Source organism: Sphingobacterium siyangense (assembly GCF_023277505.1).
In the GTDB taxonomy this organism is placed as follows: Bacteria; Bacteroidota; Bacteroidia; order Sphingobacteriales; family Sphingobacteriaceae; genus Sphingobacterium; species Sphingobacterium siyangense.
Genome location: NZ_CP080574.1, coordinates 2,958,155 through 2,970,888, shown reverse-complemented (window position 1 = coordinate 2,970,888; position 12,734 = coordinate 2,958,155). Strand labels below are relative to the sequence as shown.

Here is a 12,734-nt window from a genome sequence, read left to right as displayed (position 1 = left end):
AGGGAGGCTCAATAGTGTTTTTTTATGGATTTTATTGACTGTTTTTTAAGATCGTATAGGTATTTGTTTCGGTATTAAACTTGAGTTCGAGCTCATTTGCAATACAGATCGTTTGCAGAATCTGCGCGACCTCATTTTCTGTTGTATATGTACCATAGAATGATAGCCCTGACACATCATCCTGAGAAAAGAGAATCGTTGTGCGGTAGAAAGACGCCAAGGCAGGAAGCACTTCCGCCAAAGGCTTGTGGTGAAATTCCAATGTCGTTGGTACGAGCTCTTCCACTGGTTTTTCCAGTTTCAAAACAGGTTCTTTTTTGGGTTGTACAACTTTTTCCGCCCAAGTTTGCCCTGGAGTCAAATAGGCAAGAAGCTTATCTTCCCCATTTTCGCCACGCTCCTTAATGGAAACTCTTCCTGTGATCAGGCGCACACTAGGCTTCCTATTTTTGGCCTCCTGCACAACCCAAAAAGAAGTTCCTAAAGCCGTTGTCAGGATATTGCCCGATAGAACTGTAAATGGGCGCGATTTATCGTGTGACACCTCAAAAAAAGCCTTTCCTTGCAATTGAATCGCGCGCTGCTTTTCTGGAAAGGGTTGCATCAAGGAGATTGAAGAATTTGCCAAAAGACGGACTTTACTGCCATCTTCCAATACAATCGTGCTATCCTGTACAACAGCATAGGTTATCATTTTGGACTTATCGACCTTTTTTTCGACCTTAACGGACTGCTTGTGTTTGGCATCCCCGCTACTATTCCGGTCGAGTAGATACCATCCAAATGAAAAACAAAAAAGAACAACTGCGGCAACCTTACCCCATAACAGCCAAGGTGGATGTGCGATTTTAGTAGGTGTTTCGGTGGCTAGCAAACGGAGGTCTATCTTTTTTTTCATCCGCGTTTGAACCCCTTCCATATCAGCTTTGTACCCTTCTAAGACATCAAGTTCCTGCAACCAACGCATTAAATGTGCCCGTTCCTTATCCTTTATCTGTCCTGATGAATACTTTTGGATCAATTCTTCCAATTCCCTTTTTCTGTCTTGCATACACCCTATAGTTGCTCCAATTGGGTGATCGTACCATCGAAAAACCGTTAAGTTTATGTAAAGTTTATTTTAAAAAATTTAATTAAGAACACCTTGGATAGGGATTAAAAGAAGAGTAGAAAAGATAAGGACACGAAGACTGTCGGATTCAGCTGTTGCCGTTGCATGTGCTGGCGCACAAGATTCAACGCTTTACTTAATTGGTTTTTTACAGTTTGAAGCGATATGCCAAGTTGTTCCGCAATTTCATGATTACTGAGACTGCGTTGGTATTTCAAATTAAAAACAACGCGCATACGGTCGGGCATTTCTACTACAGACTGTTCAATCGCAATCAGTACGTCTGTGTAATTTTCTTCATAGTCCACAATAGGAAAAATATCATGCAGACCATCTTGTACAATTAAGCTATACTGTTCAATATGTTTTTCATGCACACCTTTCTTTCTGAAATACTGAAACAACTTATGGTATAGGGCCGAAATAAGATAGGCTCGCAATCCGCTATGAATATTGATCATGGCCCTTCTTTGCCACAGATCCACAAAGAGATCCTGAACAAGATCCATGGCCAGATCCACATCGCCCAACTTCTTAACTGCAACACGGAAAAGTGTGCTCCAATGATGCTCATAAATCTCATCAAAAGCACTGTAATCTGCATTTACCAGACGTTCTAATAGGATAGCGTCTATCGTTTTCACAAGCATACTCTCTAGATCAATAATTCTTCGTCAGATGTAAAGATCAAGCTTTAATACAACTACAATATTAAGAACAGGTAAAGAATACATTAACAACAAAAGCCTGTTATTTATGCATCTCCCCCACTCGGAAAGCTCCATCGAGCTATTAAATAGCTCTTTAAAGTGAATATATTACATATAATGTTTAAAAATGACAGTTCGTGTAGGAATCAGGCCATCGCTTCGATATAACGTGAATGTGCAAAAAGTAAAGACTCAATAAATGCAGTTTAATGTACATTTATTGAGTCTTTACTTATAAATTAACAGTTAAACAACCTATTGAGCCGATCAGAACATATAAAAGATACTTAACTGCGCCACGCTATTCTTAAAATCAGATTTTAGTGTCGTAGAATTAAACTTACCTACATCCGTAAAACCCTGGTAGTATCTCGCTCCTAGGCCCAAACCTTTAGCTGGACCTTTCGTAAATTCATAACCCAAACCTGCAACAGCGCCCGCATCAATTTTATCCGCAAAATCTACAAAGCCTGTGTCTTTCGCGTCTTTCATCAATAGATTGGCCTGCGCCCCAACTTCCGCATAAAGACCGATAGCCGATCGATATTTTACGAGGATTGGAACGGACATATAGGATAACTTCAGGTCCTTATGCGTTCCGAATACATTGTCTGTGATTTTTGCACCCTGCATTGAATATAAAAATTCCTCTTGAACAGACCACTTGTCTGTAAGCTTAAAATTGACAAGAAGTCCCCCGTTGAATCCTGCGAGTCCTTCGGTATCGAAGTTCGCACCTGTAAAGTTACTGTAGTTTCCCCCAGCCTTTAAACCAAAAGAAAGCCTTTGAAAAATTCCGCCCAAACCTTGAGCAAAGGATACCTGTGCCATTGCCAAGACCAATCCAATTAATAATAGTTTTTTCATCACGAATAATTTCATTTAAAATTTATGTGACAAATGTAGATGCATTTAAAGAGGCTGGAAAGCTCTATAAGAAGGCGAAATTGTCCAAAAAGTCGTTTTTTCAATATAAAACAATACATTTGGATAACAATACTTGACTATTATGGAAATGACGTTGCCATTTACGCACAATAAAAACTTGAAACAGCATAACCATCATGAGGATTTCATTTTATTGGAGACACCCACGATTGAACGACTTAATTTTCCGGTAAAATTGGATGTCACCATAAGTATTATTTGCTTTAAAGGTCATTTGAAAGGGCATTCAAATATGCGCTACTTTGAAACGGGTGCCCCCTCTCTTATTGTACTCCTCGCGGGGCATACTGTAACCATAGAAAATGTGAGTGCCGATTTTTCTGCACTTTTTATAGTCATGTCAAAGACATTTACCTCAAGTCTTAATATCGAAGAGCATCTACCCGTTTTTCTTTCTTTGCATAATCAACCTTTTATTGCATTAAAAGATGCAGAACTAACGAGTTTGGCTGAGTATTTTAAAACAGTACAAAAAGTGCTGGAAACAGATAATCCTTATACCACAAAAATTCTTCAACACCTAACAAAAGCCTATTTTTACGGGTTTGGTTACAATGCCCATAACATCGAACGTCATACACAACAGAAAAAAAAGCCCCGATTGGAAGAACTGGTTGAAAACTTCCTAAATCAGGTACAGGACAATTTCAAACAAGAGCGGGGTATAGAATTCTACGCAGATAAGCTATGTGTAACTCCAAAGTACTTATCCAAGGTGATCAAAGAACACAATGGTCTGTCTGCCAAGCAATGGATTGATGACTATGTTGTGTGGGAAGCTAAAGCGCTGTTGAAGTCTACACATATGACTATACAGCAGATCAGTAATGAGCTTAACTTCCCTTCACAATCTTTTTTCGGCAGATACTTTAAGCGATCAGTCGGATTGTCTCCGCTCGCGTATAGAAAAATGTAGAAATTTTCCGAGGTAGTAAGCACACTTGTGCAAACCCATCAAAAATTGGCTAAAAGGAATGCGACAGACTCAAATTGAGACGAGTTCCATTGCCTTTCACATAATTCATATTATTTGACTGCCATTGCGAGATCACCGTGTAATAATCCTTATTGAATATGTTTTCGATTCCCAGGCGTATTAGCGATCGTGTGTTGATCTGATATTTACTGGAGAAATTGAAGGTTGTGAATGATCGGATAGGTCCTGTTCCATAGCTGTACAATCCATTAACAGGTTCAAAACGATTTCGGCCCGAAGTAGCGATCATTTGCGTTGTAAGCGACCATTGTTTCATTGGATTTACGGTAATAGAGCCCGTTATCTTAGGCGGATTGATGCGATCCCCACCAAGATATACACGACTTCCGTCCGTTAATTCTCTTTTCCCTTCAGTATATGAATAGCTCGCACCAAAATCCAGGATCGGATGTACGCGATAGTTTGCAGACAGCTCAAAACCGTAAATTTTCTCCGGAGAACGTGCAATCTGCGGATTGCCATCAACGAAAACATAAGATGCACCCAATGTCGAAGTACTATAGTACGTTGCCGCTTCATAGGAGAATCGCCCAATATCACCTGAAAATCCGAACTCATAATTATTGGCTTTAACAGCCTTAATGGACGTACTACTGACTGTATTTTCCTTTGCTGCACGCAATACAAGTCCCAGATCGGCGACACTGAAACTTTGAGAAAAACTCACAAATGGCTTAAAGAACTGTATTTTGGTGTAACGCAGTCCTGCATTGAGCATCAATGCCGTAAAGTTCAGGTCCCCACCGTTGACTGCTACTCCACCGCCTACGTAATTTCCATTGACCGCATTTAAAATTCCTATCGTTGTAAAGTTCGGCACCTGAATATGTACATTTTCCAATCGGCTACCGGCTTTCAATATAAGATCTTTGGCGATGTTTGTCTTCAACTGAAAGTAAGGGGCTAGATTACGCATATCCATATTCGGGATAACCGTGCGCCCATCTGTAAGCGTTGTGTTGGTTTTATCTGATAATAAATCCAAGCCGTATGTAATCTCACTGGATACCACATCAGACCACTTAAAAGGGCTATTGAAATTTAGGCGTAAACCTAGCTTTTTACTCCTGGTACCAGGCTGACCGTCTCCTTCAAAAAAATTGCTATAGTTGATCAAGGTCTCATAATCCTGAAAATAAATATTCGCATCGAAATCTGTTCGCCCAATTAATTCCTGTGCAGTGTATTTTAAACTGGCATTATGGTTATATGGCGTACCTTCCGGCTCTCCCGGTCTTTTCCCCAGGATACCCGTTGTCGGCGAATTAAAATCGCCATATTTCCCAGCTTTGGCAATGTAATCAGTATACTGTGTGCTTTTAAAGAAGTTGTACATCAGTTCCAGACGATTTTTAGCATCGATACGATAACCTATCTTGGCAAAAGCATTCCAATTTTTAAGATCATTCATGCCATATTCGGGCGATAATACCACACCGTCAGCGTCCTTGTAAAGACCCGTTTGTTCGTACCTTCCGCTTACGACATAATCCCAATGCCCCTGACTTCCGTTAAAAAGCTGGCTAACATTAAATCCTCCCGTTTGCCCCGGTTTCACCAAAGAAAAATTACTACCGATTTCGGTGGTCCCACCAAACCTTCGGTCTACATTTGCATGTTTAGTGATATAATTGATGAGTCCACCATCGGCACCATTACCGTAGATGGCCGTTGCGCCTTTGATTACCTCAACGCGCTCGATTACACTTGGATCCAGCGAACGGATATCACGGGCTCCATCTCTCAGCGGTGTAGATTGGGGAATGCCGTCAATCATAATAAGCACGCGTCTACCCCGAAGTGTCTGTCCCAAATTTTGCGTACGATTGGTCGAAAAACCAAGCCCAGGTACGGTATTCGCCAAGATATCACTTAGATTATTGCTGATACTGCGTTGTGATTCCAGTTGCTTTTGCGAAAGCACTGTTACCGAAGATGGTACCTCATCCAAGGATTCAATACGCCTGGAAGCAGATACAATCACCTCATTGATCCGGTTATTCGACCGAAGTACAGGTGCAATATCGAGGCTATCATTAGGTTGAATAGTGAGTACTGTATCGAGCATCTGATAACCGATTGCAGTAAACTGAAACCGGTGTGTTCCCGCAGATAATGACGAAGAAAACTTACCGAATGAATCGGTCTGCAGTTTTTTTGTAAGATCTATTTTCACCGTTACATGTGAAATTGCTTCTCCCTCCGTAGTACGGACAGTTCCCGACAGATGACCGTCTTGCGCATACAAGGTAGTTGTCGATAATAGGATCAGTGCTAGCGAAGAAATTATTTTATTGTTATTTGAAGGAAGGCTATTCTTGCTATCGGTTAGATGGAATGAAATAGATTTTCGGTTGTTTTTCATGATGCACAAATATATTATTATTTATAACAATTCTAAATAATTAATATAAAAGTTATGCCACTATTTTACCGAAGCCAAATACTTCTTTTAAATCGTTATCAAGTTCCCATTTTGTCTCCCGTTGTATTCAACAGGAGACAACGATACTTCCTCAAAAAAGTCAGTTTATAGCTGCGTAAGCCACTCTAAATAGCAATCCATATGCCTTATAAATATAACAAGACGGCCAAAATCTACCGAGTAACATTCATGTACGTTTCAATAAACAAAAGCCGTCGGAGTTCGCTCAAACAGCTTTGTGCTGCACGATATTCAGCATGGAGAAAAAAGTCAACATAGCGCGGGTTTCTTCTAACAGTCGATAGCCTTTCTCGTCAATTAGGAATTATTCCGGATATGCACATCGCGCTGCGGAAATGGAATTTCAATCCCGGCCTTATCCAAAGCTTCCTTACAGTCAATGATCAGCTGTTCCTGCATGGTCCAAAAGTTTTCATTGGAGGTCGTGACGCGTACAGAAAGGTTGATCGCACTGTCGCCAAGTTCTGTCACCACTACCTGTGGCGCAGGCTCTTTAAAGGCAAATTCATTGTTTCTAACGATGTTGAGGAGTATTTCTTTTGCCTGTTTCAGATCAGCATCGTAGGCAACGCCAATGTCAAACCATGTGCGGCGTGTTCCAAGTTTTGTATAATTGGTGATGCTACTATTTGACAATACCCCATTTGGAACAACCACCTGTTGATTTTGCGGTGTATTTAACTTGGTATTGAAGATATCAATTTCTGTCACCGTACCCGCGATATTTGTAGTGGAGGTTATGTAATCGCCCACGCGGAAAGGCTTGAGGAGTAAAATCAGTATACCGCCGGCAAAATTGGACAAAGATCCCTGCAGGGCCAGACCTATGGCCAGACCTGCTGCACCAATAATAGCCACAAATGCAGAGGTCTGAACCCCCAATTGTGTAACGACAACGATAAATAATAAGATATTTAAAATCCAGCTGATGAGATTGCTTAAAAATCGCTGCAGGGAGACATCCATTTGTCGCCGCTCAAATGCCTTGTCTATCATCCGTTTGATTAAACGGATAATCCAGGATCCGATCAGATAAATAAGTAAAGCGGAAATTACGGCAGTAATAATACGGGGAGCCCAGGCAATGGCAGAGGAAATAAAATTATTCCAATGTTGCTGGACATCGTTCAATTCTAAATTGTTCATAGCACTATTTATTTATTAAAAATGTAAGGGTTAGAAACAAAAAGGACATTATGTTGCTTTTATTCTAATTTAAAGCACATTAAATTACATTTTCTCTAATTTAAACAACTGAACAGTAGAATTGTTCGTAGGAAAATCAAACAATAGGCTACTTTTCAATCCAATTTCGACAAACTCCGATTTTTTTCATTAAATTTAATCAAATAGAGGCAAACAGAGCCCCTTGTTGACGTTGCATACCTGTTTCGCAAGCTACAATCATCAGTTGATAAACCTTTAAAACGAAATATAAGATGGCAAAATTAATCTACGTTTGGATTTCAGTATTCATTCTGCTCGTTTTTATCCAATGCTTAGGAATTCAAAATGAGCCGTCCGAAAACTTCGACTGGTTATTGGGAAAATGGCAACGTACCAACGAAACCAAAGATAAACGGACTTTTGAATATTGGCAGAAAATAAAAGACGCTGAATATGCCGGTTTTGCTTTTACCCTACAAAACCTGGATACCATCCATCAGGAAAAAATGCAATTATTAAAATCCGACGGCAACTGGAATTTATTGGTTAAAACACCCGATGAGAAAGATTTTATCGCCTTTGAGATGACCATGCTAAAAGACGGTCTATTTGAGTGTAATAATGACTCGCTACCCTTTGCTAAAAAGATCACCTACTGGCGTGAAGGTGAAAAGCTGAAGGCTAATGTCGCTGGCGACAGTCTCCAGATTCCCTTCGAGTTTACCAAGATTTCAAAATAACAGGAAAGCCTCCCTTTTCATGAACAAAGCCGCCTAGGACTATCCAGACGGCTTTGCATTGTGTTGAACACAGTTGTGGATAGAAAATAATCCGATATCATTTTACTCCATCAGGAAGCTAGCGCCGCTGCTTTCATCTTTTTTCGAACGACCAAAGCGGCAACCCAAACGAGGAGTAATAGGCCCAAAATAGCACCACTTTTCCCATTTATAGCCGGAAAAAAATTGTTAAGCGAATGAAATGCACTAACTGCAATCAGCGAGCCAGTTGTATCAGCGACTTTACCTATTCCCCAACTTCCCAATATCAAAACCCCAAAAAAGAAGAATTGTACAGGTGTGAAATCAAAATTCAGATGCCATAAAAACCATAACAAAGACAGTAAGAATATGTTGTAAAGTGGCTTCAATGCTTTAAATTCTTGGTAGAGAAAGCCACGCCAGCCGATTTCCTCCAGTAGACCATAGATGAGTACCGAGGAAACAGCTAAATAGGGAATTTTACCTTGTGTAAAATACGATACTGTACTTATTAGAACGACAGGGAATACCCAATAGAGGATAATTGGGAAAATCATACTTTTGTAGTTTCCCCTGAGTGACAGCGCAGGTTTTATGTTGAAAACAAAAAACACAAAGACTGCTCCTAAAGCCGGTCCAGCGCCTGTAAGAATAGATTTTAAATAGGGATTTTCAAGCGTGCTTAGTAATTCCGTTTTATTGGTTAAATACCGGCACACTATCGCGATGATATAATAAATGAAGACTGCCCAATAATTGACTTTTCTTTTCATAATGTTGATATAGCTTTTTTGCAATGCCCAAAAATAGCTGCATTAAAACCAAAAACACTTGACTAAAGTTAAGAAATCTTTTTCCGTATCCTGCTGAGGCTCTCAGGTGCAATACCCAAATAAGATGCGATAATTTTCAACGGTGTCCGCTGAAAAATCTTCGGCCGCTCTTTTAATAATTTAAGATATCTTTCAGTAGGTGATAATGTCAGGAGATTGATTTGTTCGGACTGCTTTGCCGTAAACATGATATCCGATATCGCTTTGCCAATAAGCAGCGATCGGTCCGATTTTGCGTAAAGTCCCTGAAGATTCTGATAGCTTACTGACCAGAATTCAGTATCTTCTATACATTCGGTTTTGATGACCGTTGGTTTCTGTGACACAAAAGAAAGGTAATCGCTGAAAATCTGGTTTTCATAATACAGATTGATACATATATCTTTATGCTGATAGGGTACAAAATGACCTACAGAACCCGAAACCAGTATATTAATAAACCGCTCCGTCCGGTCATAATCTTTAACAATTTCATTTTTAGTAAAAGTACGGCATTCCACAACTTTTGAAAATTCAACCCAAAATTTAATATCAACAGGGTAATAGGCATCAAATATCTCCTTGATGTTTTCGGGATTAGGAGTTTTCATATCGCTTTGCTTTTATAATAAGCCGTATCGCTCATCCGCTTGATGATTCTTTTTCCCATTTCTGTTTGGTAAAGAAAAGAAACCCCACCGCTGACACCATACAGATCTATCGTATTGAGTACTTCCACGTGCAAGCCCAGCCACATAACATTAAAGATACTTAAACTATCTCCGTGCGAGACAATGACAATGTTTTCTTCGGTACTACCTAATATCGTTTCATAAAAGGGTATCATTCTTTGCCATACATCAAATCTGGATTCAGCATCACTAAAACATTTGTCATAGATCGATATTTCTTCCTGCTCAATATTATCCTTAAGCCATTGAACAGATTGCCCCACCGCTCTTCCCAAATACCGCTCCTTCAGTGCTGTAGTTATTTGGGGAGCTATATTAAACTGCTTTCCTATAATTTCTGCTGTCTGCTTTGCTCTGCTAAGTGGAGATGTATACAGTGAAAAGCTTGTATGTGGAAATTGCGACTTTAAGTTTGCAGCAATATTTTCGGCCTGTTGCCGGCCTTTGTCAGTTAATTCCCAGTCGCTCCATGAACCGATCATGCCATTTTTATGGTGCATGGATTCAGGGTGTTGCACAGTAATGATATTTTTCTTTTGAAACATACACGTAAATGTAGTTATTTAAAAAATGGCAGCAATTAAATTGCTACCATCTTAGAAATAATGACAGACACAACGAACAAAATGTTAATCAAATATTACCTGAATTTCTGCGAACCCATCTAGGGTTTCAACAATCACATTTATTTTTTCGAATAACCTTCCATGATGTTCTTTGTTTTCAGACTTTGGTATTTTACCGTTTCTGGTGCATCTGATTTTATTATTTGTTCACAGGCATCGTATATGGCGCGACGCTGATACGAAAGTGGGAACCAGCTCAGCGCTTCCAGCGCTGTTACACGTATATCCGCCGAGTTACTTTTATCCAGAACGGTCTCAATCAGCACCGGCACCATGCGGTGATAACGGTACAGACGCATGGTACGGATATCATTGAGGCGCTCCTTTTCCTTTTCTTCCTTGTCCAAGATCTTTTTGGTCAGGGTTTGGGTTGTTTTCTCGCCAGAAAGAACAATCTGATCCAGTTTGTCCGCCAAAAGCTTCGCATTGCTCAAGCCGGGATTTTGTCGAATTTGCCGATCGATTTCCTGTTTGACCAGGGCCGGCTCCATAAAACTAAGGGAAGTACGCAGGCGGTACCCCACCCGTTCGGAGTGTGGGTCGCTCAGATACAGCTGGATCATATCTTTGACAAAATCATTTCCGCCAAACTCCGCCAGATCATACACTGCCGAACGACGGATAAACTCATACGAATCGGACTTGGCAGCATGCAATACCTCAAAATAATCCGGATTTTCCAGTTGACGCAATTGTATAAAAGCCTGCGTACGTACGGTTTCAAAGGCCGATTGAAAGTAATACTGTTTCAATAAAGGGCTTACTTCTTTTTCAGGCAATATACGCGAAAGATAGACCAGGGCCAGCGCCTGCAGGTCGGCATCATTTTCCTTCAGCAGCGTGCGCCAGTAGCCTGCATTCCGATCGTGTGAACCGATCGCCGTATTGATTTTCAGCCGCTGATCAGCCGTACCTGCAAAATGAAAGGTTGGGTCACCCAAAATATGCGTTTCCAGATACGCCATATGTTTCATCCAATTTCCTACGCGAACGCCATGCTGCAGCAAACCCATAAGCTCACCCGGCCACAAATCCTGTAGCACCCCTACCGAATTGGCCACCGCCGCGATATTGTCATTGTCTGAAAAAGGATAATAGCCCGCTAGATAATTGGGCAGATGAAAGGAGCCTGTCAGGCAGGAGTTGAGGTAAACCAAAGGCGCTTTGATATGGCCGTCTTTGATATCGTGGATCTGCATATCCATATCGTCATTGAACAGGGAATCTGCCGCTATACTTTTGGGGTCAAAGGCATCGAGCATCCACTTCTCGTTTACACCAAGGGATTCCATAAACGATTTTTTGACCGCTTCCACATCCCTGCCATCCTCTTTTGCAGATCGTAGCTTGGAGCGGAGGTAACGTGCCACATTCTCCATGGAAGGCTGCGGATTAGAAGCTAATGGATAGCCATTGAGTAGCTGCAGCGTGGCCGTACCATGTCCGGTCATATATGCAAAATCCACCCCCTCCCGCTTCAGTTCATTCAATATATTGAACTTAATGAAATTGTCGGAGCGAAAATTGATAAACTTGACTGAATTTCCCGGAAGAAACAAAGCGGGCATCTGCGATCTGAGTGCCAGCGCATCGCCGATTGTCGCGTTGACCGAATTGGAATTATAGCCATGACCGGTTGAAGCGATCATATCATTTAAGGGGGTTGCCTGTGCTTTCTGCTGAACGACCTTTTTTAAATATGCCTTGATTTTCGCAATAGGATCTTCGCCATTTTCCACGGGCGGCTTGATCCGTGCCGAATAGATATCCATCTGTATATATTGCGGCGAAGCAGCACTTAGGCTATAATAAAAATAATTGGACCTCGACTTGGCCGTATCCTGTTTGATAAAGTCAAATTGCAGATCAAAATCATCGTAGTACCTGTCGGATGGCACCGATGACTTATCCCAGCGGATATTTTGCGACATCTTAAAGGCCGAAGTCAAAAACTGTGCATCCCGTAGCATAGGAATTGGAATATCACCGATCAGCACTGTACCCTCCAGGGGCTGCTTTTTTGCATACAGGCTCTTCAATAACGTCCGGATCTCGTCCGGTTTGGCCCATTGACTCGAAATAATATAAGTGCCCAATCCACCTTTTTCCACTGCGGCACGATAAGCATCAATCTCAGGCTTTGCCTGATCGTAGGTATGCTGATCCACAATGATCGCAAAGCTGGTTGGACTTTTTACAGTAGGTTCCTGTATGGATTGCGCATGGAGCTGCTTCACAGCCAATAGACTCAATGCGAGGGATAAACCGGTAAACGTAGTACGCTTCATATTAAGATGTATTAAAATACGCATAAAGATGCATGCAAATGTACATTAACTTTATTTAAAACGATTAAAAATAATATATTTTATACTGAAATATATTATTTAACAGCGTATTAATCGGATTTAACTGAAATAATATTTTAAAATTCACTTATTTATAATAAATCTAAATACATATA

The 12,734-nt window shown here is 40.7% G+C and carries 11 protein-coding genes; 2 read left to right on the top strand and 9 right to left on the bottom strand.

The window, feature by feature from the left end; all coding sequences use genetic code 11:
* Window positions 1-31: 31 nt before the first annotated feature.
* The 3 genes from K2F45_RS12005 to K2F45_RS11995 all read right to left on the bottom strand — a co-directional run bounded on the left by K2F45_RS12005 (window position 32) and on the right by K2F45_RS11995 (window position 2,688).
* Entirely contained in the window at window positions 32-1,051 is a 1,020-nt protein-coding gene (locus K2F45_RS12005) for a FecR family protein (RefSeq protein WP_248933694.1), read from the bottom strand.
* 104 nt (window positions 1,052-1,155) lie between these two features.
* Window positions 1,156-1,755, bottom strand: coding sequence for an RNA polymerase sigma factor (locus tag K2F45_RS12000; RefSeq protein ID WP_248933693.1), 600 nt, complete (start codon window positions 1,753-1,755; stop codon window positions 1,156-1,158).
* A gap of 333 nt (window positions 1,756-2,088) precedes the next feature.
* On the bottom strand, window positions 2,089-2,688 hold the full coding sequence (locus K2F45_RS11995; RefSeq protein WP_075994767.1) for a porin family protein: 600 nt from the start codon (window positions 2,686-2,688) through the stop codon (window positions 2,089-2,091).
* A 142-nt stretch (window positions 2,689-2,830) separates the two neighbouring features.
* On the opposite strand from K2F45_RS11995, the gene K2F45_RS11990 reads away from it, so the two are divergent.
* On the top strand, window positions 2,831-3,685 hold the full coding sequence (locus K2F45_RS11990) for a helix-turn-helix domain-containing protein (protein ID WP_248933692.1): 855 nt from the start codon (window positions 2,831-2,833) through the stop codon (window positions 3,683-3,685).
* A gap of 49 nt (window positions 3,686-3,734) precedes the next feature.
* Here the strand turns inward: K2F45_RS11990 and K2F45_RS27370 are convergent, their stop codons facing one another.
* Complete coding sequence (locus K2F45_RS27370; RefSeq protein ID WP_276521455.1) at window positions 3,735-6,131, bottom strand: TonB-dependent receptor; 2,397 nt, start codon at window positions 6,129-6,131, stop codon at window positions 3,735-3,737.
* Between the two features lie 378 nt (window positions 6,132-6,509).
* Window positions 6,510-7,358, bottom strand: a complete 849-nt coding sequence (locus K2F45_RS11975; protein ID WP_075992398.1) for a mechanosensitive ion channel family protein — start codon at window positions 7,356-7,358, stop codon at window positions 6,510-6,512.
* A 293-nt stretch (window positions 7,359-7,651) separates the two neighbouring features.
* On the opposite strand from K2F45_RS11975, the gene K2F45_RS11970 reads away from it, so the two are divergent.
* Complete coding sequence (locus K2F45_RS11970; RefSeq protein ID WP_248933691.1) at window positions 7,652-8,119, top strand: hypothetical protein; 468 nt, start codon at window positions 7,652-7,654, stop codon at window positions 8,117-8,119.
* 110 nt (window positions 8,120-8,229) lie between these two features.
* Here the strand turns inward: K2F45_RS11970 and K2F45_RS11965 are convergent, their stop codons facing one another.
* The 4 genes from K2F45_RS11965 to K2F45_RS11950 all read right to left on the bottom strand — a co-directional run bounded on the left by K2F45_RS11965 (window position 8,230) and on the right by K2F45_RS11950 (window position 12,558).
* Entirely contained in the window at window positions 8,230-8,913 is a 684-nt protein-coding gene (locus K2F45_RS11965; protein WP_075992397.1) for a CPBP family glutamic-type intramembrane protease, read from the bottom strand.
* Between the two features lie 68 nt (window positions 8,914-8,981).
* A complete protein-coding gene (locus tag K2F45_RS11960) occupies window positions 8,982-9,563 on the bottom strand; it encodes a Crp/Fnr family transcriptional regulator (RefSeq protein WP_248933690.1) in 582 nt (193 codons plus the stop codon).
* A complete protein-coding gene (locus K2F45_RS11955; protein ID WP_248933689.1) occupies window positions 9,560-10,189 on the bottom strand; it encodes a histidine phosphatase family protein in 630 nt (209 codons plus the stop codon). Before K2F45_RS11955 ends, K2F45_RS11960 begins: the two co-directional genes overlap by 4 nt.
* A gap of 140 nt (window positions 10,190-10,329) precedes the next feature.
* Window positions 10,330-12,558 (bottom strand): HEAT repeat domain-containing protein, encoded by a 2,229-nt coding sequence (locus tag K2F45_RS11950; protein ID WP_248933688.1) that lies wholly within the window; start codon window positions 12,556-12,558, stop codon window positions 10,330-10,332.
* Window positions 12,559-12,734: the final 176 nt, after the last annotated feature.

Coding starts and splice junctions, on each gene's coding strand:
- K2F45_RS11975 (WP_075992398.1), bottom strand. CDS start 7,358: ATGAACAATTTAGAATTGAACGATGTCCAGCAACATTGGAATAATTTT.
- K2F45_RS11995 (WP_075994767.1), bottom strand. CDS start 2,688: ATGAAAAAACTATTATTAATTGGATTGGTCTTGGCAATGGCACAGGTA.
- K2F45_RS11970 (WP_248933691.1), top strand. CDS start 7,652: ATGGCAAAATTAATCTACGTTTGGATTTCAGTATTCATTCTGCTCGTT.
- K2F45_RS27370 (WP_276521455.1), bottom strand. CDS start 6,131: ATGAAAAACAACCGAAAATCTATTTCATTCCATCTAACCGATAGCAAG.
- K2F45_RS11955 (WP_248933689.1), bottom strand. CDS start 10,189: ATGTTTCAAAAGAAAAATATCATTACTGTGCAACACCCTGAATCCATG.
- K2F45_RS11950 (WP_248933688.1), bottom strand. CDS start 12,558: ATGAAGCGTACTACGTTTACCGGTTTATCCCTCGCATTGAGTCTATTG.
- K2F45_RS11990 (WP_248933692.1), top strand. CDS start 2,831: ATGGAAATGACGTTGCCATTTACGCACAATAAAAACTTGAAACAGCAT.
- K2F45_RS12005 (WP_248933694.1), bottom strand. CDS start 1,051: ATGCAAGACAGAAAAAGGGAATTGGAAGAATTGATCCAAAAGTATTCA.
- K2F45_RS11960 (WP_248933690.1), bottom strand. CDS start 9,563: ATGAAAACTCCTAATCCCGAAAACATCAAGGAGATATTTGATGCCTAT.
- K2F45_RS11965 (WP_075992397.1), bottom strand. CDS start 8,913: ATGAAAAGAAAAGTCAATTATTGGGCAGTCTTCATTTATTATATCATC.